Source organism: Microbulbifer mixtoriginis (SeqCode) (genome assembly GCF_052466765.1).
In genome coordinates this window covers 1,439,880-1,464,060 of record NZ_CP174289.1, presented here as the reverse complement: position 1 = coordinate 1,464,060, position 24,181 = coordinate 1,439,880, and the positions used below count along the sequence as shown (strand labels likewise).

Genomic DNA, 24,181 nt, shown 5'->3' with positions numbered 1-24,181 from the left:
AATAGTATATTTTCAGTCTAACGAAACATGATAAGTTTACAGAGCGATTACAAGAATTTCTTTGAAATATCACGACGGTGAGTCGAGAGTCCCGATCCAATCAGAGTTTTGAGGATATACCGTTGGTCAGGCACATTACTTGTGTACTTTCATTCCGGCATATGTATAAGACACAAAGGGTGACTTATGGGGTGTCATTACAAATTGTTAAACTAACCCTTAAATAAGCACACAAAAAACTCGGAGTTATTGGGGGCTTAAGTATTTCATCATAACAAGTTTCTAATATTTAAAAAATATTAATATTAGTTTGCTAAGATCAAAATGATTCCTCCTAGATTGATAAAAATATATTTTCTAGGGCATCGTAATAAATTTAGTTAAATAATTTAACCTATCCCTAATGCAAGCTTCACATCTTTTTCAAAAGAAAATACAAGTTATTTTGTTATTAGATTTTCGGGATAATTGTTACAAAGAATAACTAAGCTATACTTATTAGTAATTGTAAGGGATACAAGTCTAAAAAGGAACTTAGAAATGCAATCTGAATTAGCTATAAAACCAGCGATCAATACTCTAGCTCAAAGTTCCATGTTTTGGAAGCCAGATTATCTTAAGACTTCTTATTGGCTTGAGCATGTCCCTTTTTTGTTCTGGTTAACAGAGGCACATCAACCAAAAGTTTCGGTATCCTTAGGAATGGAGTCTGGGGTAGCACACTTTGCACTTTGTCAGTCTATACAACGACTAAGGTTAGATAGCTGTTGTTATGTTATTTGTAATGAACAAATAAATGAAAGCTCATCCTTACGAAATCAGACACGAAACTACAATGATAAGCATTATGATAGTTTCTCTTTTTTTCTTGACAGCCCCTTAATGAGAGCCGTAAATCAATTTGATGATTCCAGTATTGATTTAATTTTGGTAAATCCTGATGTCGATGAGGATTTAGAAAGCTTGCTTTCATGCTGGTATTCTAAGATGTCCCCTCATGGTATTTTGCTGGTACCAGGTATATCAAAACGCGTTAAAAGTAATACTACATTTAGTACATTTAATAATCTTGCTCAAGATAAACCATTTTTCATATTCCAACATGGAGAAGGATTAGGTGTTGTTTCATTAGGAAGTAAGTTGAGTCCATTGTTAGTAAAACTTTTTGAGCGGAGTGAATCCAATTCAGCAATAAAGATTGTTCGAGATGTATTTGCTCGTTTGGGAAAGACTTGTAAAGACTCTTTATTTGCTGGTGAATACCAGCAGAAGGCTGAGTCTCTGCAGGCACGTCTTAATGAGAACGAAGGGAAACTTCAGAAATTAGGCGATAACTATGACAAAACTAGAGATCTATTAGAATCCAAGCGAAATGAATTAATTATTTTCAATCAACGTTTTGAGCAGTCTTTAGAGCGACATGCCCAAGAAAGGGGTCAATTAGCTGAACGGGTTAGTATCCTGCAGGAGTTCCGTGATGAATTAAAGTCTGAAATAATTCAGCTACGCCAACGGTTGGAAAACCAGTACCTCCAGATGGATGAGCGTAATCAACAGCTACTTCAGTTGCAAGCAGCAAGTGGGGAATATCGATGTGAACTTTCAAAGTACCAATTAAAATCTGAATCAATCTCTGAAGAATTGGTTAGGACACAGAATAGCCTACAGGACCTTCAACAAAAGTATGAGCAACAAAGAGATAAGGGGAGCACACTAAACTCTTGCATAGAGGCTTTGAATGAGCAGCTATCCACAAGAAATGAAGAGGTGGATAAATTACAAGTAGAGCTGTCAAAAAATATCAAGGAAAGACAGTCTCAAAATAAAACTTCAGTATCACAAGGTGAGAAAATTAAGTCGCTAGAATCTGAACTAGCTATTGAGCGACAATCCCGCAGAAAACATGGTAAAGAACTCTCATCTTTGACAGATCAATTGGATAATGTAAGTAGAACACTTAATAACAAAGAGGAGGCTCTCGATGCTCAGCGTGCATTAAATGAAAGCTTAAAATCTGTATTGGTAGAAAAGGAAGACCAGCGACAAAAAGAAAAAATTCGGTCTGAGGAATTTGAAAAAAGTTGCTTGGAACTCTCGAAAAAATCTGAAGACATAATAAAGGATAAGTTAGCACTTGAAAGAGAGTTAAATGAAATTAAGAAGAAGCAAAAGGATTATTCTCAGATTCGCAATCAAGCTGAGAAGATGCAGATTGAACTTGAACAAATAACGCGCAATTTTAAATCTGTTAATTCAGAAAAGAATAGCCTCGAAAAGGATATCCATGAATTACAGGAAAAACAATTACTGTGGAGCCAGGCTCAAATCTACGTAGAAAAATTAAAAAGTGAAATTAAAGAAAAAGAAATTAAATATCAAAGTGTTATCTTTAAGAAAGATGAACTTGAAAATATAATCATAGATTTTCAGATAGAGCAAAAGAATTGGAAATCTTCACAAAAGCGGATCAAGCAACTTGAAAAAGATTGTTTAGATTTAAAATCCGAAAATGAGAAAGTACTTTCTTCAAAATATAAATTAGAAGAGAAAATACAACTCTTTGATGAGGAACACTCACTTAGAAAAAAATATCAGGCCCAAGTAAAATCCTTGGAGAAAATTCAGGCTGATCTTGTAAGTAAGCTAGAGAAAAATGAATGTGAGAAAATCAATCTTAAAGAACAAGTTAATTTGCTTTCTAAAGAACAAGAACGCTCGCAAATTTCTCAAGAAAAACTTGAATTAATAAAGGAAGCTTTTAAGGAGTCTGAGAATAAATATAAAATAATTAGTGCAGAAAAGGAACAGCTTCAAGATCAACTACAAAGAATCAGTGTGCAACGACAGGAGGAGGTAAAACATGCAGAACAGCTGCATAAAAGTATTTCCATTTTACAAAGTAAACTTGATGATGGAGAAGAAGTTAAGAAAAAATTAAAAAATAGAGTGCAAACTTTAAGAGAGAAGCATCATGAGTTACGTGAAATGGAAGTTCTCGCTAAGAAAATGGGAAAAGAGCTTCAGAAAGTTAGCCGTAAGCACGAATCTTCTATTTCAGCTAGGAATAAACTTGAGAATGATTTGAAGACTCTTTATCTTGAAAAAAAACAGTGGGAGTATGCTAAAACTAAAATTGAAAATCTTGAGAAAAAAATTAAGGAATTAATTTGTAAATCTGAGACGGATTCTATAGAGAAAAGAAAACTTAGAGATCAAATAAAGGAGCTTAAAGCTGAGCAAGATAAATGGGCAGAAGTCAAGAGTCATGCCGATAAATTAGAGATAGATTATAAGAAATATCAACTTAAAACTGAAAAAGATTTATTAGAGACTGCAGACCTAAAAAGCCAAGTAAAAACTCTTAATGTCGAAATCCAGCAATTGCAGCCTTTTAAGATTAGAGCTGAACAATTAGAGAGTGACCTTACTAATTTGTCTCAAAAATATGAACTTTCAAAAAAAGAACATAAGAAACTTTCAGTTCAGGCACATGAATATCATATAAAACAGCAACATTGGGAAAAAGACCGAACCATTTTATCTGGTTTAAAAAATCAACTTGGTGAAAATGCCAAAAAAATAAAATATTTGACAGTAGAGAAGGAAAAGCTTACTTCGGAGTTAGAAAAGTTTAAGACCCAGAAGGATATTTGGGAAAAATCAAAACAAAGTATAGAAAAATTAGAGAAGGATCTTTTAGCGTCTCATAGTAAGTATGATTCCATTTACACCGAAAAAGTCAAGCTTGAAAAGCATGTTCGGAGTTTTGAGAAAACCAACTTTGAATTGGAAAAAACTAGGAAATATGTCGAAACACTCGAGCAAAGAATATTCAATTTAGATAATAAATTACAACAATTGACTGTTGAAGAGGGCGAGCTTGATCAGTGGATACAAGCTCTGGAGATTGAAGAAAAAGAGAAGGATCAATCACAACGGTTGGCAAATAATCTCAAACAAAATATTAGTGTGCTTGAGCAAAAATATGAAAATGCTACAAAACAAAATCATGATCTCACTCAACGTTTGAAGTCTTTAGAAAGTAAAAACAAAAATTTAAATGAGATGCGAGATATTAAATTTAAACTTGAGAAGGATCTTGCAGAACATAAAAAAAGATATGAGAAATTATGGGTTGAAAAAGATGATCTAGAAAAAAGAAAAAACACGTTAAATGATAGTTTACAGAAAGAACAAGAAAATTCAGAGCACATAAAGGGCGAACTTTCTGAACTTAAATCAAGTTATTCGGAAGTCGTAAATAAAAATCAAAACCTAGAAGTTGAATTAAAATCTTTAGAAAGGGAATTTGATGAAAAAAATAAATCTTTGAATGATCGCAATCTTGAGCTGGAGAAGCTTGTTAGTGATCTTAAAATTCTTAAAAAACAGAAAGATGAAGCGGATGTTTTATATGAGAAAAAGTACCATAACTATCTGAAAAGTATCAATAATCTTGAGCTAACCATTAAAAATTTGGAACATCAGCTCGAAGAGCGAAGTACCATACTTGATGAACAAAAGAAAACTGAGAAAAATCGTGATGTAGTAATTGATAATTTGAGAAAAGATCTATCAAATCGTAATAAAGAGTGGGATGAACAAAATAAGAATCTTAAAGGCTCACTTAAATCCACGGAAGAAAAGCTTAGATTAATAGAGCTAAGTAAGGCGGGGCTTGAGGAGTCGCTGTCTGAACTTGATTCTCGCTGTAAGAGTATTGAGCAGAAGCGAATTATTGTTGTAAAAGAACGTGATAAACTTCTTCAAGAAAAACAACAGTTACAACTGCGTATACAATCATTAAAATCCGACCTTTCTGGAGCAACAAGCTCGGTTGAAGAACGATTTAAAGAATTAGCATTGCTGACAAAATTATTAGAAGAGAAGGAGATGGTGATTACAGATCTACGATTGTCTATAGAAGAGAAGAGTAAAAAAATTGCTACACCAGAGAATCGCACTAACAATAAAAAAGGACTTCTTGTTAATATCCCTTTTGCAAGGAAGGCAAAAGAATTACGCAAGCAAAAAAAGGAACTAGAACAAATTTGTCACTCGGATTTATTTAATGCAGAATGGTACCTAACAACCTATCCAGACATTACTGAGGATAAATTTTTAGGCAATAATCCTGCTTTACACTATCTGAAACTTGGAGCTTTTGAAGGTCGTAACCCAGGTCCTAATTTTGATAGTCAGTGGTACCTTGATAGTAATCCTGATGTAAAAGATAGTGGATTTAATCCATTGATTCATTATATATCGATGGGTAAGGAAGAAGGTAGAGAGCCATTACCTTGCTGAGTTTATCAATATAAAAATTTATTCTGTATAGCTTTACAGTTAAGTTTTATAGTAAAAAATTTTCAAAAAAATTATCGTGGATTTTACTTAACTTTAGTTTTATTGCTATATAATTATTGCAATAATCCGTTTTTCTCTCTGATTTATGTTCTATCCTTTTTAAGGACGCTAAATTTTTAAGATATCACAAATTATTTATATGTATATTTCTGAGCGGACAAGCGCAAGGACAAGGTTTGATGTACCCCGTGTAAGCGGATCTCATATAACTTTTATTCCTTGATTATTTCCTTGCAATTTTATTTTTACTTATTTGTTTTTTTAAAATATGAAGGATAAAATCGGATATTACGTTAATATATCTGAATTAATCACTTAATTTTTGATTTATAAATACTTGAATTGGATGTTCTAAAAGCAAAAATATTTTCAATTGTTATCTAGGATCACAGTCTGTCAGCGATTGGTTGAAGTACTTCCATTTATAAGCTAAGGCTGGTAGTTTACTTCAATTTAGGATGTTAAAGGAATAGAATTTAGCTGGAATTATACTGTGAAATTCAAACTTTATTGGCTTTTATGTTTACATATGTTCAGAAAGAGTAGTATAAGTATGTGCAAAGTTAATATGAAATTAACAAGCGTGGAACCCCTTTTTTGAGACAATTACTAAGAATTTAACTTTCCAACAACTACAGTAATATAAATATATTTTTGGTTATCTTTATTCTTGAGCTTGGAAAATAAAGAATATATTTTCTGACATGTGTGAAATATACTTTGCAGTAATAATATTATTGTTTTTTTACAAAAGTGAATATTTTTAATGCGGATTTTAATCTATGGGTTGAGTAAATCTGGGACCACTTTTCTACATACGATGGTGAAGAAATCTATGGAAAATATACTTCATGGGAGCTCCCAAGAAGTTTTTGAGCCATATGATATCTATGAAACTAATGGATCTCTACTGTATTCTAAAGATGGAGTAAATTGCCATGTGGAATCAAATGACAATGAAATTGTTAAAGCCTTACTTGATTCTGGAGTATCGCCCACAAAGATATTACGCTATCAGGACTATTTCGATAAAAAAATTTTTATTGTTAGGGATCCTCGTGATAGATTCATCAGTCAGACTTTATATAGGTGGCACCGGGCACATAACCCAGATAAGAATAAATTTGAAAGGATTCTCAGATTAGTCAGACATAAAGAGTTATATCCGAAAGATATACCTACATTTTTTTTGTTTAACCAGAGTCACAAATCTTATTCAAGATTTGCAAAAAAAATTACAGATCTACACCTGAAAGTTGAAAAATTCCTCACCGCAGTTAATAAGGACTGGCTTATTTTGAAATATGAGGATTTAATTGATAGAAATTTGGGACAGTTAGAAGAATACCTTACCTTTCCTGTTGAGAATAATATCTCCGTTGATAAAAATCACAAAGGAGTTATCAGAACTAAGTCCTATGGAAATTGGAGGGAATGGTATTCGGAAGAAGATGTAACCTTTTTAAAGCCTATTTTCAAGAGGTATATGTGCTACTTGAAATATGATTTCTCTGATTGGAAGTTAGAATATCCAAATTCACTTCCTAAATCCCATGGATCTGAATATATGGTCCATATTTTCTCTGGTGGGAATGTTGAGCTAGAGGCTTATTTTAATAGTCAAGAAGCTGCAATAACACAATATAGTATTACTCGAGACTTCAAGTCTCTTTTATTTAAATTATTTGGTTCATCTAAGTTTAAATAATTTAAATTTATCATTCAAGAGTATAGGTTTTTTTTCAAGGATTACAGTGCTTTAACAAATGATATGAAAATATTGAAGAGTTATTTAATGTTTTTATGAAAACTGAAATTTCAAAAATTACTATCCCTCATTTCACTAGATACGATTTACGTCCACTTTTAATTCCGCTTCAGGGATTAGAAGTTAAGAGTGAGACCCATGGTAACGTAGTGGGAAGATCAACAACCAATCAGCCAAATTTTAGCATAGACAGCAAATATATGTCACGTGGATGGTATATGGTCGAGGTTTTAATTGAGTCTAATCTAAGCTATTTAAATGCGATTTTCACTCTACGGCATAATGACAGGAATAAATCTCAGAAGCTTCACCTACCTGTTCGTAATGGACGTATATCCAAGCGTTTGCTTTGGTTTGCTAGGGGAGGAGAAGAATTACAGTTTTCTCCCGCTCAAACTGAGTGTAAATTTACTATTCGCCAATTAACCCTTGTTCGAGTATCGTTTTTTTTTGCTCGTGATCGAATGCGTTCACGACTTAAGCGTCGCCAATTACAAGTACCATTCAGGCTCACAAACCGTTGGGCTTGCTACGACGCCACATTTAGACCAACTGGGGTACGTGTATCTTATAGAGATTGGGTGAATAAAATAGAACCAACATTTTGGCCCGATCCGCTTGATTCCTCAGATAAAATAAAATTTCTATTGTTAATGCCCATTGATATAAATGATTCCCTGAAGTCTATTCGAAGTACTATCGATTCAATTCTTGACCAAGATTATAAAACTTGGCAACTTTTTATTTTACCTTCAGATGAAATTACAAAAGACACTTTCATCGAGCTTGATAAAATTGTGAATGGAAATGATAGAATTAAATGGTTTGATAAATCTATATCTGTAAATCAATTTGCAAATCTTATCTCTTTTGATGCTTACCAACTTTTATGTCCTCCGCGTGCATCACTTGCCTCCAAAGCTCTCACTTGTCTACAGCATGTTTTACAGAGCAAGCCGCATGCAAAACTAATCTATGCGGATGAGGATTTTCTTAATGAAGCTGGGAAAAGATGCCTGCCTGATTTCAAGCCTGCTTGGAATCCAGATCTATTCTTCTCAAGGAATTATATTGGTGAATTTGTTCTTTTTGCCCCTGGTTTAGTAGATATTTCTGAAATTCATAGACTATTTTCTGAAGATGCATGGGATTACTCGTTATTCCTCTTGGCTTTACGGAAGCTAAAGGAGCCGCAACGGGAAATTATCCATATCCCTAGAGTCCTTTTTCACAGGCAGAAATCCTTTTATAATACAAGATATTTACAAAAGAGTGAGCATATTTTAAAGACGTATCTAAATGATGTAGGATGCAGAAATGTTGAAGTAAAGGCTATGACAAACCATAAGGTTCTTAAGCTTCGTTGGCCCCTTCAAAAAGAAGAACCCCTGGTTTCTCTTTTGATCCCCACACGAGATATGTTATCGATACTTCGTCAATGTATCGAAAGTATTGTTAATCATACTACCTATAGGAACTATGAAATACTGGTTCTTGACAACCAAAGTGTTGATCCGAAAACACTAAAATATTTGTCTGCGTTGAAAGGATACCCCAATGTTAGAGTGCTCAAGTACGATGCACCCTTTAATTACTCGGCAATCAACAACTTTGGTGTCCAACATATTCGTGGTGATTTTGTTGGTCTGATAAACAATGATATCGAAGTGATTTCTCCTGACTGGCTGAATGAAATGGTTTCACATGCCTTAAGGCCAGAAATAGGTTGTGTTGGTGCCAAATTGTATTATGGTGATGGTCGTATACAACACGCTGGCGTCGTTGTTGGTCTGGGGCGATTAGCAGGTCATCCTCATAAATTTTATCATCGCAATGAAGAAGGGTACATGAATCGTCTGATGTGTACACAAAATTTCTCTGCGGTTACAGCTGCTTGCTTAGTGGTGCGAAAGAGTATTTATGAAACTGTTGGAGGGTTAGACGAACAACATTTCGAGGTGGCCTTCAATGATGTTGATTTCTGTTTGAAGGTTAAGGAAGCTGGTTATCGTAATTTATGGACACCTTGGGCAGAAATGTATCACCATGAATCTATAAGTCGTGGTATTGATAATACGCCAGAAAAGCGGGCTAGGTTTGATCGCGAAGCAATGTGTTTAAAGACCAGGTGGTCAACACACGAGGGAAAGGATCCCTACTACAGCCCATTTTTAACTCATACCAGGGAAGACTTTTCTTTAGGTCTAAATGAAAAAACAAAGGCTCCTTTGTGGCGCTGAATGATTGTTTCAGCCAAAAAAAACCTGATTTTCCTTAGAGGGCATTGGCAGACTTATCAAAGCTCCACAGATGACTCCGACTATATTACTAGACTACTTACTACTTACTACTTACTACTTACTACTTACTACTTACTACTTACTATATGTGGAATGTGCTGTAGTGTGAGTGTGTGCGATATAATGTTAAAAAGTTGCGCGCTGAGGGACGTTTGTGAATTTCTGGGGTGTGCCCAAGAATTTAATTTTAGCCCATGACTTTTCCTATTATTGCTTCTTAGTAGATAATATTTGGCCTACGCACCGTAAATAGTATTGGTTCTTCAAAATATGCCTCTTTAAAACGTAGCCATTTGTTTTGTCGTTATTCCACAATCCATAGCTATATACTTTGAGAATTTGCTCGTAGTTGGGCAAAACATCTTGGATTTGTTACCACAGATTTCATATCGGGTTTAGAGGAGGTTTTTCGGGGGTAGTTTTTTATCTGTTGAGTAATTTTTGAGCAACCCTAAGATTGATACCTGTTTAATTTATGAGCAGGTAGTTTGTTGTTCATGCACTGGCATACTTAGGCTGAACAACCCAATCTCTTTAGTCACTGATAGAAGCTATTGGGCTAGTATGCTTCCATCTTCATCCCTGCGAGAAGAACTAGATTCATTACGAGGTTGGGAGCAAAGCTAGGCGTTGGGTGCCGGCAACAGATTTAGTATAGTTTGCCTTTGCCAAAGATATCTTTCAGGTGAAATATCTACCTAGGTAAGCAGAGCGACCCCCCAATTTTATGACTTTTTCCCAATTATTTGTTGCTGGCACTTTCGGTCTAGTTATCTTTACGCTGATTTTTACTCGTGTTCGTCCCTCCTTGGTTTTTGCCTCTGCTGCTATTGTATGTTTTTTGACCGGGTTAGTTCCAGCCGAGTCGGTGCTACAAAAGGCGGTTAACCCCGGCTTGGTGACATTGGTCGTGTTACTACTAATCTCTATTGGCTTGGAGAAAGCACGCTGGCTCCGGGCGATATCTGATGGTTTGATCGGTGGGAAGTTAATATCCAGCCTACTTAGACTTACCAGTGCTACCGCCCTGAGTTCTGCCTTTTTAAATAACACAGCTATTGTCGCGGCGTTGGCATCCAGTGTTAAGGCTCAGAAGCGCCATCCTTCAGGTAAGCTCCTGTTGCCTTTATCTTATGCAGCCATTCTCGGTGGTACACTGACACTAATTGGCACCTCTACTAATTTGATTGTAAATAGCTTTGTCTTGGATAGGGGGGCGGCGTCACTGGACTTTTTTGCTTTCCTACCTATTGGTAGTGCCGCGGTTATGGTAGGGCTGGTTGTATTGTTACTGTGCAATCATCTGCTCCCCGAAGGGGGTGCCGTAGAGGAGGAGGCGGCTCAGTATTTGTTGGAGGCTGAAGTCATTCCCGCTTCACCGTTGGATGGCCACAGTGTAGAGCAAAACAATTTGCGCCAACTCGAAACACTTTACCTAATCGAGATTGTCCGTGGAGGGCAGAGTATTAGCCCTGTGGCCCCCACCGAACTTATTCGTAGTGGTGACAAGCTGATTTTTAGTGGTGATGTACGTGACATACAAAGGCTCCAGGCTATAGAGGGGCTGCATTTGTTTGCATTGGATGATGATACTCTGCATATGGACCTGACAGAGGTCGTTCTAACTCCCAATTCCAGTATCGTCGGTGAAACCTTAAAAAGTTGTCAGTTTCGAACTCGTTTCGATGCAGCCGTGGTGGCAATGCGCCGAGGCGGTGATCGCCTGTCCGGAAAGCTTGGTGAGGTTGAGCTTCAACCTGGTGATGCCTTACTTTTGGCGGTAGGTCAGGATTTTAAGCACCATCGTAATATTGATAAGAATTTCTATGTAATCAGTGGTACTGATGTACAGCGCCAACTAACTTCTAGGGACAGTTGGTTACTGGGGCTGGGGTTCGCTAGTGTTGTGGCAGGATCAGCTCTGGGGCTCTTTTCACTACTAAAAGGCTTGGTGGTATTGCTAGGTTTTATGGTGATATTGAACATCGTTACTACCACTGAACTACAACGGCGCTTTCCATTCCAGATCTGGATCATTATTGCCAGTGCGTTAGTCTTAGCAGAAGCTTTCTCCGGTAGTGGACTGGCAGATAGTCTTGCTCTGTCAATGCGAGATTCACTCCAGGGGGCTGGACCATTTGTTGGGGTTATTGGTATTTTTTTGCTGACTCTGTTGTTAACCGAATTGATGACCAATAATGCTGCAGCGGCGCTCACATTTCCATTAGCCTGGAGTTTAGCCGATAGCTTTGGCGTTAGTTGGATGCCGTTTGTGATGGCTGTAGCTTATGGGGCCAGTGCAAGTTTCCTGACGCCTTTTGGTTATCAAACTAATTTAATTGTACAAAACTTGGGTGGCTACCATTTACGTGACTTCTTACGTGCAGGCTTACCCCTCACAATTGCCTATTCAATAACAGTTTTGATACTACTGCCAATCATATTTCCTTTTAAGTGATGACCCTATATTTACCTGAACTACTGGAGTATGAATGGAAGTAGCTAGCCGTTGGATCGTTGTAGAGGAGGGGCCTAATCCCTCGACCGATTACTTTGTTATTCCCTACTTACGCAAGCTTGGGGTAAATATCAAGCGCTTAACTTTCAATGAGCTTCCTTCTGAAGGTGAGCTCAAAGGGGTGCAGCTCATTTTTGTACGTTATATTTCTCGTTCCTGGCAATCACTGATACAACAGAATTTAAGCAAGTTATCTGGCGTTTCGGTATTTCTTGATGATGATTTGTTGGATTGGTCGGCCTTCGCGAGGATGCCAGTGCGCTATCAGGCCAAAATCCTGCGCTATAGCTGGTCCAAACAGCGTTGGCTAAAGTCTATAGGGGCGAAATTACTGGTCTCAACTCCATTTCTACAGAATAAATATCGGGATTGGTCCCCTGAATTATTGTCGGCAGAGCCACTGGATCTAGATAAAGGCCAGCAACTTTCTATTTTCTATCATGGATCAGCGTCCCACTATGAGGACATCAACTGGCTCTATCCAATTATCAAAGAAGTAATGGCAGAAAATCCGGATCTGAGCTTTGAGATTATTGGGGATAAACATGTAAATCGTTTATTTAGTGGTGTACCAAGAGTACGGGTACTGTACCCCATGAAATGGCCTACTTATTTATCCTTGCTACGGAGGCCGGGACGTTCTATAGGCTTAGCTCCTCTTTTGGACAGCCCCTTCAATAGGGCAAGATCCCATACCAAATTTTATGATATTACGCAGGCAGGTGCGGTGGGCATTTATGCGGAGGGGGCTATCTACGATAAGGTGGTTCGACATCAGGAGAATGGAATTCTATTGCCTATGGAGCCATCACTCTGGATAGAAGGCATTTTACAATTGGCAGCTGATGATGCTTTAAGAGGAAAACTGCTGAGTGAGGCAAAAAAATGCCTGTAGTTGGGCACTGCTCTTTAGGGCTTAGCAGAATGCGTACCCTAGAGCGTTTTCTTGGTGCTAAGTGTCAATATGTATTTTCCAGGCCTAATAGAAACGTAAGCCAAATGGTGGGCTGGGGGCTCAAGGCTACGTCGATAAAGGCAAAGCGAATAGCCACACGGAATGGACTTCCTTACTTCTGTATTGAGGATGGTTTTTTACGCTCTCTGGGGTTGGGAGTGGAGGGAGCACAAGCGCATAGTTTGGTCATGGACTATAGCGGTATTTATTACGACGCCTCTCGCCCCAGTGATCTTGAGGGCTTGATCAGTGCAAGTGATTTTAGCGTTGAAGAACTCAATAGGGCTGAAAATGGACTTTATCTTCTTCGTACCCACCGTTTGTGCAAATATAACAAATCGGTTGACATCCCTCTGGATTTAGCAGATGAGCGTCCGGCGATCCTGGTGGTAGACCAGACTTATGGTGATATATCAATAACCGCTGGGTTGGCTTCCGAGAGCCACTTCAGGGAAATGCTGCGAAGTGCGATTACTGAAAATCCAGGTGCTGAGATCTGTGTCAAAGTACATCCTGACGTTATTTCAGGCAGAAAACGTGGTTATTTGCAAGAGCTTGCAAAGCAAGAAGGCTGTAGGATTATTGGACAGGATTTATCTCCATGGTCAATATTTGACCGCGTTGAAAAAGTCTATGTAGTTACCAGTCAGCTGGGTTTTGATGCATTGATCGCAGGTAAGGAAGTGCACTGTTTTGGTGTTCCTTTCTATGCAGGCTGGGGGCTCACAAAGGATCGCCAGTTTGTTGACAGACGCAATGTAAAACGAACACTGACTGAAATTTTCTGTGCGGCCTATCTTCGCTATTGCCGTTATATCAATCCTTATACGGGTGTTACATGCGAATTTGAAGATACGTTGTCATTGATTTTGGAACAAAAAAGACAGTGGCAACGTTTTCAGGGGACATGGTTAGGAATTGGATTTTCCCCATGGAAACGCAGTTTTATTCCCAATTTTTTGGGGGATAAATCTAGGATTACTTTCTTCAGATCTCTTGATAGGGCTGCAATAACCAGACCTAATACCAATATTTTGGTGTGGGCCAGTAAGGTTACAGATTCTTTGGTTGAGCAGTGTCAACAAAATCAATTAAATTTATGGAGAATTGAAGATGGTTTTCTACGCTCAGCGGGTTTGGGTGCTGACCTGGTAAAACCAAGCTCATTGGTATTGGATGCGTGTGGTATTTATTTTGATGCCCGCTATTCCAGTGATCTGGAAGTGTATCTCAATAGTGCTAGATTTTCATCGGAAAGTTTAATTCAAGCAAAAATATTGCGAGATAATTTAATAAATAAAAGAGTAACTAAATATAACATTGGTCGAGAATTGTCACCCTATGAGCTGGAGATTCCGAGGGATAAAAAAATTATTCTAATTCCCGGTCAAGTTGAGAGTGATGCTTCCATTGCCACTGGATCGCCGCTAATAAAAAGTAACTATGCTTTGTTGAAAGAGGTGAGGGCGAGAAATCCTAGTGCCCATATTATCTATAAGCCCCACCCAGATGTTGTTGAAGGTGCAAGAGAAGGGGGGATGCCTGTAGGTGCAAAATCCCTTTACGACAGTTTAATTGAAAAAGGTGATATTTCTCTGCTTTTGGATAAAGTGGATGAAGTGCATACCATGAGTTCACTGTGTGGTTTTGAGGCTTTGTTGCGAGAAATCAAAGTGGTAACTTATGGGCTTCCTTTTTATGCTGGTTGGGGGCTTACAGAAGATATACTTCTCAGTGCGCCAGTATATGACGCTTTAGATTTGCAGTCTTTTAAACTTCGGCGGCAAAGAGCGTTAAGTTTGGAGCAGTTAATCGCTGGTACTCTACTTTTCTATCCTGTATATGTGGATTCGGTGAGCGGTGAATTTATTGATGCAAAAACCAACATTGAGATCTTGCAAAAAAGTCGCAAATCCGATCAATCGGCAAGCTTTTTCTTGCAGATATTTCGTTGGTATCGGAGTCGATTTTTAAAGTATTGAATTTCAGCTCAATACTTTTTATCTATGTTTTGTCAATTAATTTGGCAACAAATATAAGTCGGTTTTGAGTGTTTGATTTTGTTGGGCCTCCCTCTTTTTTGTGGGAGGGGTAAAACCTGCTTAGAACATATTTTAATTTGGGGAGTGTTATGTGGCGTTCTATGGTTGGGCTAAGCTGGAAAGTACCAAAGTGGATTTTTGAGTTGCTCAGCTGGGGTAAAAGTTTTAAGAATAATCCCCTGCTGGGCAATAGCTTCTTAAATCGCTGTGGGTTACATGTGATCAGAGTTATTCTGGCCCACCTGCTTTTTCGATTTCGTCTTTTACTATTATCTCCTTTGGTCTCCTCAGAAGATCGGCGTGAATTCATACGTAATGGTTATTTACTTAAGAAAAATTTTCTTTCTCAGGCTGAGTTTCAACGCTTGACTAAAGAGTTGATTGAGCTGAAGGCCCCTGTCAGAGAGGTTATTGAGGGAACTACCATTACCCAACGAGTCTTTATGGACTCTACGGAGAGAGCTAAAACACCAAACTTTCAAAGGCTTTATTCCCATAAAGGTTTGGATAGATTGATGCGTTATTGTTCTTCAAAGAATCGACCTCCACTCTTTTATATTGAAAATTTATGTAACCATGCGAACGTCACTCCACGTCCAGATCCTCAGCGGGATTTGCATGCAGACACGTTTCATCCATGTGTAAAAGCCTGGTTATACATAGATGATTCTTCGGATACTAATGGCTCATTTGTTTATGTTCCCGGTTCCCACCGGTTGACATGGAGGCGGCTCAAATGGGAATACAGGCAGAGTTTAGAAGCATGTAAGAAAGGGGCCGATCGTGCTCCAGGGCGCTATTGGGATGGCTCATTTCGCGTAAGTACTCAGGAACTGGCAGAAATGGGTTTTAAAGCGGAGAAGCTATCCGTGCCGAAAAATACGCTTATCATTGGCAATGTTTATGGTTTCCATTGCCGTGGTAGGGCGCTACAAAAGTCACACCGAATGACGGTTTGGATGCAGGCGCGTGATAACCCATTTAACCCCTTGTTCACCCCTTTTCCGAGATCAACCGCGTTGCTATTTGAGTGGATATGGAAGAAGGCGTTGATGAAGATTGATAGCCGGAAAACAGAAGGAGGAGAACAGAGTAACTATTTTGGTACCTTTAATCGTGCTAAAAGTGTGATGGCTTCCAAAATGCTTGAGTCTGAATAATTCTGAATGCAATCGATTGAAATACATTTTATTTTAAGTTGGGCACTGTAGTGCAGAGAAAAAGTTGGCTCTTGAAAAAGTGAGCGCGCATCAAGTTATTTGAAATATATTAGAGGATTTTAAACCTGCTAGAGACGAACATTGCTGGCGAGCTCCTCGTGTAATAGGTTGTCTTGGCATTATTTTCTTTACTCTCTAGAATAGCCGTCCGTGAAGTACGCCACACTCTTCAAATGAGCAATCTCAGAGAGTCATCTGTTCTGCTATATATAAAGTGAAGGCTACTGGTGTCTATTCCGGTTCCTATAGAGCCTGCTTCCAACCCCATTACTGAAATGAATTTTGAATCTGCATCAATTTACCAGAGAAGTATCCACAGGCCCGCATCGTTATTTATCGGGCAAACTTGTCTCTAAAGGTGGCTTTTCAGGCTATCGCCTGATGGATAAATTTGCGGTAATGTATCCTGAAGACCTGTTTATGCCGCTAAATTAGTGCCTGTACAATCGATGTTCGTTTTTTATTCGGAAATTTTTGGGCTATTGAATGACCAGCTTTGTGTTTCTTGTTGCGATGTTTATTGGTCTGCTATAGCAGTCGTTTGTATGTGATGAGTTATCGATCGTACCCTTGATGTTTCATTGTTCAGTTTCAATGCCCCTAGTAGGGTGACTCCGGAGTAGGCCTATTCATGTCTGTGGCAGTATTTTTACAGGGACCGCATGGCCCGTTTTTTGCCCAGCTGGCAAAGCGGTTTTCGCAACTCGGTGTTGTTACCCACAAGATCAACTTCAATGGAGGTGATCGCTACTTTGGCTGGGGGAACTACCAAGTAGATTTCACCGGTAGAGAAGCTGACTGGCCATCTTTTTTTCGTCGTTATCTTTCTGAGCATGGCGCTGATACGGTTTTTGCATATGGCGACTGCAGAAGGCTGCATGAAAGCGCCAAAAAAGTATGCCAATCGATGGGAGTTGCTTTTATCGTTTTCGAGGAAGGCTATCTGCGCCCCGATTTTGTCACTATGGAGTGGGGTGGGGTTAATGCTTTTTCCTCAACTGATTGGTCCAGGCAGGCAATAGACCAATATCTACCTAGAGGCTGTACCCCGGCGGCGCCAGTTGGTCATACTTTTTGGCGGCGTGCCTACTTCGCATCTGCTTATTACTTGGCTATGCGTTTTGCCCAATCAGAGTTTGCCAGTTATCGCCATCACCGGAATCGCAGTTGGTTACAGGAGGGCGTCTGTTGGCTGAGAAGCTTTTATCGTAAGGGACTCTATAAGTTCAACGAGCGCGGCCTTATCCGCCAGATGACTGGAAAGTACAGTGGCCGTTTTTACCTGTTTCCTCTGCAGACCTGCGATGATTTTCAGTTGCGCAAGCATTCTGACCTGCTCTCGATTGAGAATGCGATAGATGTCGTATGTAAATCTTTTGCACGAAATGCGCCTGAAGATACGGTCATTGTTTTTAAGCACCATCCGATGGACCGCGGCTTTTGCCACTATCAAAGGCTGATCAGTGTACTGGAAGCGCGTTATCGGATAAGTGGGCGGGTGATTTATTGTCATGATCTGCATTTACCGACCTTGTTGGACCATACAAGGGGTGTGGTAACTATCAACAGTACTGTGGGCATTTCCGCACTGCTTCACAAGGTGCCTACCAAGGTAATGGGGCGGTCCTTATATGATTTGCCGGGTTTGACGCACCAGGGCAGCCTTTCTAGTTTCTGGAAACAGCCAGAGCCGGTAGACATCAATTTTTTCCGGCGTTTTCATACTTATCTGTATGAGCGCACACAGGTGGATGGCAGCTTTTCCCGAGGGCTTAAGTCGACAGTGGACAGGATTTGTGCCCGTTTGAAGGAAGTTGGTAGAAAAGACTCCATTTTGCCGCTATCAAAGCCTGTCGGCACTAATATCAGGACCGATGCAAAATGAGTGTTCAGTGGTTTTTTAACTAGATTGCGGCCCCTGCCTGGTCTTTTCTCTTCTATCATTCTCCCACTGTGGGGCCGAGATTTCGCAGCTGTTGTGGCTTTCTTCTGGTATCTGCTTAAAAAACAGGCTGATCTGGGACGCCTAACCTGTTAGACTGCGCGACCTTTTGACCCACCGCTCCGGTCCCACGATAGGGACTTAGGCTTCAAGTGAATTCCGAAATGACCGATACCCCAAAACCGGCCGGCTTCGACCAGCTGGGCCTGCCGCCTGAAATCCTAACTGCCATCGAAAAACTGGGCTATGAGACCCCCTCTCCGATTCAGGCACAGACAATCCCCTCCCTGTTGGAGAATCGCGATGTGCTGGGCCAGGCCCAGACCGGCACCGGCAAAACAGCTGCTTTTGCACTGCCTTTACTGTCCAAACTGGACCTGAAAAACCGTCGGCCGCAAGCTTTGGTACTAGCGCCGACTCGTGAATTGGCTATCCAGGTAGCTGAGGCTTGCCAGGCTTATGCTTCTAACCTGAAAGGCTTCCATGTGGCTCCAATTTATGGCGGTGCCGACTATCGTGGACAGATCCAACAATTAAAACGCGGTGTGCAGCTAGTGGTGGGTACCCCTGGCCGAGTGATGGATCATATGCGTCGCGGTTCCCTGGATCTCTCCAATCTGAGTACCTTGGTGCTGGATGAGGCCGATGAAATGTTGCGCATGGGTTTTATCGACGATGTGCAGTGGGTATTGGAACAGATTCCGGAAGAGCGCCAGATCGCGCTGTTCTCCGCCACCATGCCCAAAGAGATCGCTCGGATAGCTCGCGAGCATTTACACGAGCCAGTTGAAGTCAAAATCCGTGTCAAGCAAGAGACTGCGGAGACCATCCGCCAGCGCTACTGGCCCGTGGGCGGTTTGCATAAACTGGATGCCCTGACTCGTATCCTCGAAGCCGAGCCGGTAGATGCCACGATTATTTTCGTACGCACCAAAAACAGCACTGTTGAGCTTGCAGACAAGCTGGCCGCGCGCGGTTTTGCCAGTGCCGCCCTGAATGGCGATATGGCGCAGAACCTGCGCGAGCAGGTAATCGATAAGCTTAAGAACGGCAAGCTCGATATTGTTGTGGCCACTGATGTGGCAGCGCGCGGACTGGATGTGAAACGTATCAGCCACGTGATCAACTACGACATCCCTTACGATACCGAAGCCTATATTCATCGTATCGGTCGTACCGGCCGCGCCGGTCGTGAAGGGGATGCCATCTTGTTTGTGGCGCCGCGTGAACGCCGTATGCTACGTGTTATTGAGAAGGCCACCAAGAAACCCATTGAGAAGCTGGAGTTACCCAGTGCCGAGATGGTTAACAGTGCCCGTATGCAGCGCTTCCGCGAGCGTATTACCGCAACCCTGGAAGGCCAGACAGACCTGGCACCCTACCGCTTGCTGGTGGAGGAATTCCTCGCCCAGAATGAAGTGGATCCACTGGATGTCGCTGCTGCCTTGGCCTCCATGGCCCAGGGTGACCAGCCGCTGCTGATCAAAGAGCAGGAGTCCAAGCCGCGCAGGGAAAGGGAGCGCCGCGAGCGGGACGATGATTTTGAAGGGCGTCGCCGTAAGAAAGACGGTTATGAAAAAGATCGCAAGATGCCAGTACCCGATGAGGGGCTGGAGCGCTACCGTATCGAAGTTGGTCGCGAGCACGGTGTGCGTCCGGGTGGTATCGTTGGTGCCATTGCCAACGAGGTGGATCTGGATAGTTCCTATATAGGTCGTATTGAGATCTATGGAGACTTCACCACCGTGGACCTTCCGGAAGGTATGCCCAAGGAAATCTTCCAGCATCTGAAGAAGGTACGGGTGGCTGGTAAGCCCATGAAGATTTCCCGTTTCGATGAGTCGGCCGTTAAGGCGAAGGGCAAACCTAAAGGTAAGCCCAAGGGCAAACCCAAGGGCAAGCCCAAGTTCAAACGGGATAATGGCGGGGAGTAATCTTTTCCCAGCGAATCCCGAGGCATAAAAAACGGCGCTTATAGCGCCGTTTTTTATGCCGCAAATCTAGGGTAGCTGTGCTTAGCGCTGCGGTAGCATACGGGTCAGAGTGCTGTCGCGCATGACGAAGTGGTGCCAGAGCGCGGCAGCGATATGCAGTCCCACCAATATCAGCAGGGCCGGCCACAGAACATCCTTGTGCAGGAAACCGAGCTGCTTGCCCAGGTCTGAATTCTCTGCTAGTAGGCGCGGTAGGGCAAAAAGGCCAAAAAACTCTGTATCCCTGCCGAACAGCTGACGCATCGCAATACCGGAAACCGGCATTGCTAGTAAAACCAAGTAGAGAGCACCATGGGTCAGGTTGGATAAGGCCTTCTGCCAGGAGCGGCCCTGGATCTGCGGGCGCTTGTGGCGCGCACGCCAGTAGAGACGAACTGCCAGCAGCATTAACACCGCGACACCCAGAGAGAAGTGCAGGCGCATAAACCAGCCGCGCATTGGATCGTCGCGTTCAAAGAATTCGTGCAGCTCTACGGCGCCCCATACCGCCAGTAGTAGAATCACAAACAGCCAATGTAGGCCTTTACTCACTGAGTTCCAGCGATCATTCGTTGTGGACATAGAACGTCTCCTGTAAAGCAGCGCCCAGCGCGGGCGTTAGGTTGCGGCGGGCGTGTGCACCCGCTCCAGTTATCTGTTGCTGATAGTAGTGGCTAGTTCGCTTAACTCGCCGCGCGAATCCCGTTTAGATGGCTAAAACAGGTATCCCGGGCGGTCCGCAGAAAGTCAGCGGCATAGGCTTGCTCCAGCATTTCCTCGCGTACGGCGGCATAAAGAGTACTCCATAGACCCTTTTCCCCCAGACGCAGCTGCGCGACAAATCCTTTTTGCAGATATTCGTGCAAGGCCCAGTTGGGCAGGACGCAGACACCGCGGCCACTGGCCACCAGCTGCACCATCATAACCGTCAACTCTGCCGTGCGTACACCCGCGGGCTCGATGCCAGCGGGCTCGAGGAAATTCTGGAAAATATCCAGCCGCTCCCGCTCCACCGGGTAAGTGATCTGTACCTCCCCGGCCAACTCCCCGGGAGTCACCCAGCGGCGTTTAGCATCATCTTGCAATAGTGGATGTTTGCGGCTGAGTGCCAGGCACATCTCAAAGCTAAATAGTGGCTGATAGTGGATGCCTTTCAAATCCTGGTCTGGATTAGAGGTGACCACCAGATCCAAGTCACCGCGGGTAAGGGCTGGCAGCGGTGCGAAGTGAAAGCCACTGCACAGATCCAGCTCCACCTCGGGCCAGTCGTCGCGATAAGTATTCAAAGCCGGCATCAACCACTGGTAACAGCTGTGGCATTCGATTGCGATATTCAAGCGCCCCGACTGGCCGGAGGCCAGCCGTGCCAAGTCTCGCTGGGCTAGAGCCGCGCGCGGCAATATGTCATCGGCCAGCTGCAGCAGGCGCAAGCCGGCGCTGGTAAAGCGCAGAGGGCGGGATTTACGCACAAATAGTGGCAGGTTGTGGCGCTCCTCCATTTCCCGGAATAGATGAGAGAGGGCCGATTGGGTCAGGTGCAGATGCTCAGCGGCGCGCACCAGGCTGCCAGTCTCACGCAGAACTGAGAGGGCGCGCAGATGGCGCATTTCTATCATCATTAAAATTATTCATGTTTATGGCAAAAAATATGAAATTGATTGAATAACATTGCAGGCACACAATCAAGTCCTAAGCCTCACAAGTGGTGAAGCCGCAATCGGTAGACAAATAGCGCCGACATGTGTGGGCAGGAAAAAAGGGCTTGGCCCCTCTCACAGGAACGGACTTGGGAAAGTAGAAAATGGTGCAAACGCATGTCCTTGGTTATCCGCGCATCGGCGCTGATCGCGAACTAAAGAAAGCTCAGGAAGCCTATTGGCGCGGTGAAATATCTCAGCAGCGGCTACTGGAGGTTGGTGAGAGTATTCGTCGGGAGAACTGGCAGGCCCAGGCAAGTGAGGGGCTCAATTTAGTGACGGTTGGTGATTTTGCCTGGTATGACCAGGTGCTCAATCATTCGCTGATGTTTGGTGTGGTTGCTGAGCGCTTTGCCGAAGGGGCTGCGAACAATAAACTGGATCAATACTTTCGTCTGGCCCGCGGCCGCGCGCCCTCCGGTCAACCGGTTGCGGCGAGTGCCATGACCAAGTGGTTCGATACCAATTATCACTATTTAGTGCCAGAGCTTCACGAGAAGCAAACTTTTACCCTGGATAGTAATTGGTTGCTGGAAGAAATACGTGAAGCACAAGCCCTGGGTTATAAGGCCAAGCCGGTGGTTCTTGGGCCGCTCACTTACCTCTGGTTGGGGCGGGGTGTTGATGATGTTCTGGATTTGCTCGCCAATCTATTGCCCTGCTATGCCGAGCTGTTTTCCCAGATTGAAAGCCTGGGGGTGGAGTGGGTGCAAATTGATGAGCCGATTCTCGGCTTGGATTTGCCAGAGCAGTGGCGCAAAGCGTTTCACGCTGTGTATGCCCAACTCAACCAGACGGCAAATTTGCAATTGTTGCTGACGACCTATTTTTCCCCGTTGCGGGAAAACCTGCAGTTGGCTTTTTCCCTGCCGGTTGCGGGAGTACACATTGACTGCGTACGGGCGCCAGAGGAGCTTGCGGAAGCCGCGCAGTTGCTTGGGGAAGATCAGGTACTTTCCGCGGGGGTACTGAATGGCCGCAATGTTTGGCGAGCGGATTTGCAGAAGTGGCACTCACAGCTGAAGCCTCTGGCGGATCGTTTGGGCGAGCGCCTATGGCTTTCGGCCAGCTGTTCACTACTGCACAGCCCGGTGGACTTGGATACAGAAACATCGTTGCTGGCTGAGCAAAAACAAAAGCTTGCCTTCAGTCGCCAGAAGCTAGCGGAGTTGGCCCAGTTGCAAAAACTATTGGCCGAGCCAGTTCCATCAACGGCAACTCCTGTAGAGAACCCTATCGCCGGCAACTCCGTCACTGAGCGCTTACAGGACAGCTGGCGTGCACAGTGCTATCAGGAGCGCGCGGTACTGCAGGAAAAACGCTGGCAGTTACCACTGTTGCCGACCACCACGATCGGTTCTTTCCCACAAACGGACCTATTGCGCAAGGTACGCCGCCAGCATCGCAGCGGTGAGATCAGTGAGTCGGATTACACCCAGCATTTGCGTGCGGAGATCGCCGAAGCGATCCGTCGCCAGGAAATTCTTGGCTTGGACGTGTTGGTACACGGTGAAGCCGAACGCAACGATATGGTGGAGTATTTTGGCGAGCAACTGCAGGGGTTTGTGCATACTGGCAATGGTTGGGTACAGAGCTATGGGTCCCGCTGTGTAAAACCGCCCATTATTTTCGGTGACATTTCTCGTCCACAGGCTATGACGGTGGGGTGGAGCCGCTATGCCCAGAGCCTGACCCAAAGGCCGGTAAAAGGCATGCTCACAGGTCCAGTGACGATTCTCAACTGGTCCTTCCCTCGTGAGGACATCCACCGAAGTGAAAGTTGCTTGCAGATTGCCGAGGCATTACGCCAGGAAGTATTGGATCTTGAGAATGCGGGTATAGGAATCATTCAGATTGATGAGCCGGCTCTGCGCGAGGGGGTTCCCCTGCGTGAATCCGAGCATGCTGATTATTTTGCCTGGGCGGTGGGATGTTTTCGTTTTACCTGTAGCGAGGTAAAAGCGGAAACCCAGATTCACACCCACATGTGTTATAGCAATTTCAATGCAATCATGGAGGCGATTGTCTCTTTGGATGCGGATGTCATTACTATCGAATCCGCCCGCTCAGATCTGCGTCTGCTCAGTGCTTTTGCCGATAGGAATGGCGGTTACCCCAATGAAATAGGGCCGGGAATTTACGATATCCACTCCCCTAATGTGCCTGAGCGGGAGGAGCTGGTTGAGCGTCTGAAGAAAATTGCCGAAGTAGTGCCGATACAGCGGCTTTGGGTGAACCCAGATTGTGGCTTAAAAACCCGCAGCTGGGCCGAAGTGGGCTCCTCCCTACTGAACATGGTGGAAGCGGCGCGCACTGTGCGCAGCGAGTTGGCTTAATATTTGGCTAATAAAAAAACCGGCAGTCTTTCTGACTGCCGATTTTTTTCTTTTCTTTTTTTG

Annotated in this window: 12 protein-coding genes; 10 read left to right on the top strand and 2 right to left on the bottom strand. The window is 42.9% G+C overall.

Going from position 1 to position 24,181, the window contains the following annotated elements:
• Positions 1–540: 540 nt before the first annotated feature.
• The 9 genes from ACJJIV_RS06380 (at position 541) to ACJJIV_RS06340 (ending at position 20,046) form a co-directional block, all read left to right on the top strand.
• Complete coding sequence (locus tag ACJJIV_RS06380; protein ID WP_444891154.1) at positions 541–5,307, top strand: hypothetical protein; 4,767 nt, start codon at positions 541–543, stop codon at positions 5,305–5,307.
• A gap of 826 nt (positions 5,308–6,133) precedes the next feature.
• Positions 6,134–7,075: a sulfotransferase domain-containing protein gene (locus ACJJIV_RS06375; protein ID WP_444891153.1), complete on the top strand. Its 942-nt coding sequence runs from the start codon at positions 6,134–6,136 to the stop codon at positions 7,073–7,075.
• Positions 7,076–7,170: 95 nt separating this feature from the next.
• On the top strand, positions 7,171–9,375 hold the full coding sequence (locus tag ACJJIV_RS06370) for a glycosyltransferase family 2 protein (protein ID WP_444891152.1): 2,205 nt from the start codon (positions 7,171–7,173) through the stop codon (positions 9,373–9,375).
• Positions 9,376–10,162: 787 nt separating this feature from the next.
• Positions 10,163–11,893, top strand: a complete 1,731-nt coding sequence (locus ACJJIV_RS06365) for an SLC13 family permease (RefSeq protein WP_444891151.1) — start codon at positions 10,163–10,165, stop codon at positions 11,891–11,893.
• Between the two features lie 34 nt (positions 11,894–11,927).
• Entirely contained in the window at positions 11,928–12,848 is a 921-nt protein-coding gene (locus ACJJIV_RS06360) for a glycosyltransferase family protein (protein WP_444891150.1), read from the top strand.
• A 29-nt stretch (positions 12,849–12,877) separates the two neighbouring features.
• Positions 12,878–14,890, top strand: a complete 2,013-nt coding sequence (locus ACJJIV_RS06355; RefSeq protein ID WP_444891149.1) for a capsule polysaccharide biogenesis protein — start codon at positions 12,878–12,880, stop codon at positions 14,888–14,890.
• Positions 14,891–15,039: 149 nt separating this feature from the next.
• Positions 15,040–16,110, top strand: a complete 1,071-nt coding sequence (locus tag ACJJIV_RS06350; RefSeq protein WP_444891148.1) for a phytanoyl-CoA dioxygenase family protein — start codon at positions 15,040–15,042, stop codon at positions 16,108–16,110.
• Between the two features lie 691 nt (positions 16,111–16,801).
• The gene (locus tag ACJJIV_RS06345; RefSeq protein ID WP_444891147.1) at positions 16,802–18,055 is read left to right on the top strand and encodes a capsule polysaccharide biogenesis protein; all 1,254 of its coding nucleotides are present in this window, start codon (positions 16,802–16,804) and stop codon (positions 18,053–18,055) included.
• Between the two features lie 221 nt (positions 18,056–18,276).
• The gene (locus ACJJIV_RS06340) at positions 18,277–20,046 is read left to right on the top strand and encodes a DEAD/DEAH box helicase (protein ID WP_444891146.1); all 1,770 of its coding nucleotides are present in this window, start codon (positions 18,277–18,279) and stop codon (positions 20,044–20,046) included.
• 81 nt (positions 20,047–20,127) lie between these two features.
• Here ACJJIV_RS06340 and ACJJIV_RS06335 read toward each other — a convergent pair whose 3' ends face one another.
• The gene (locus ACJJIV_RS06335) at positions 20,128–20,667 is read right to left on the bottom strand and encodes a cytochrome b (protein WP_444888162.1); all 540 of its coding nucleotides are present in this window, start codon (positions 20,665–20,667) and stop codon (positions 20,128–20,130) included.
• Between the two features lie 101 nt (positions 20,668–20,768).
• Entirely contained in the window at positions 20,769–21,704 is a 936-nt protein-coding gene (locus tag ACJJIV_RS06330; RefSeq protein ID WP_444891145.1) for a LysR family transcriptional regulator, read from the bottom strand.
• A 182-nt stretch (positions 21,705–21,886) separates the two neighbouring features.
• Here ACJJIV_RS06330 and metE point away from each other — a divergent pair, with 182 nt between their 5' ends.
• Positions 21,887–24,118: a 5-methyltetrahydropteroyltriglutamate--homocysteine S-methyltransferase gene (gene metE / locus ACJJIV_RS06325; protein WP_444891144.1), complete on the top strand. Its 2,232-nt coding sequence runs from the start codon at positions 21,887–21,889 to the stop codon at positions 24,116–24,118.
• The last annotated feature ends 63 nt before the right edge of the window (positions 24,119–24,181 follow it).

What these genes read in the sequence shown, in the direction of transcription:
- ACJJIV_RS06380 (WP_444891154.1), top strand. Translation starts at nt 541, where the DNA reads ATGCAATCTGAATTAGCTATAAAACCAGCGATCAATACTCTAGCTCAA.
- ACJJIV_RS06375 (WP_444891153.1), top strand. Translation starts at nt 6,134, where the DNA reads ATGCGGATTTTAATCTATGGGTTGAGTAAATCTGGGACCACTTTTCTA.
- ACJJIV_RS06370 (WP_444891152.1), top strand. Translation starts at nt 7,171, where the DNA reads ATGAAAACTGAAATTTCAAAAATTACTATCCCTCATTTCACTAGATAC.
- ACJJIV_RS06365 (WP_444891151.1), top strand. Translation starts at nt 10,163, where the DNA reads ATGACTTTTTCCCAATTATTTGTTGCTGGCACTTTCGGTCTAGTTATC.
- ACJJIV_RS06360 (WP_444891150.1), top strand. Translation starts at nt 11,928, where the DNA reads ATGGAAGTAGCTAGCCGTTGGATCGTTGTAGAGGAGGGGCCTAATCCC.
- ACJJIV_RS06355 (WP_444891149.1), top strand. Translation starts at nt 12,878, where the DNA reads ATGCGTACCCTAGAGCGTTTTCTTGGTGCTAAGTGTCAATATGTATTT.
- ACJJIV_RS06350 (WP_444891148.1), top strand. Translation starts at nt 15,040, where the DNA reads ATGTGGCGTTCTATGGTTGGGCTAAGCTGGAAAGTACCAAAGTGGATT.
- ACJJIV_RS06345 (WP_444891147.1), top strand. Translation starts at nt 16,802, where the DNA reads ATGTCTGTGGCAGTATTTTTACAGGGACCGCATGGCCCGTTTTTTGCC.
- ACJJIV_RS06340 (WP_444891146.1), top strand. Translation starts at nt 18,277, where the DNA reads ATGACCGATACCCCAAAACCGGCCGGCTTCGACCAGCTGGGCCTGCCG.
- ACJJIV_RS06335 (WP_444888162.1), bottom strand. Translation starts at nt 20,667, where the DNA reads ATGTCCACAACGAATGATCGCTGGAACTCAGTGAGTAAAGGCCTACAT.
- ACJJIV_RS06330 (WP_444891145.1), bottom strand. Translation starts at nt 21,704, where the DNA reads ATGATGATAGAAATGCGCCATCTGCGCGCCCTCTCAGTTCTGCGTGAG.
- metE (WP_444891144.1), top strand. Translation starts at nt 21,887, where the DNA reads ATGGTGCAAACGCATGTCCTTGGTTATCCGCGCATCGGCGCTGATCGC.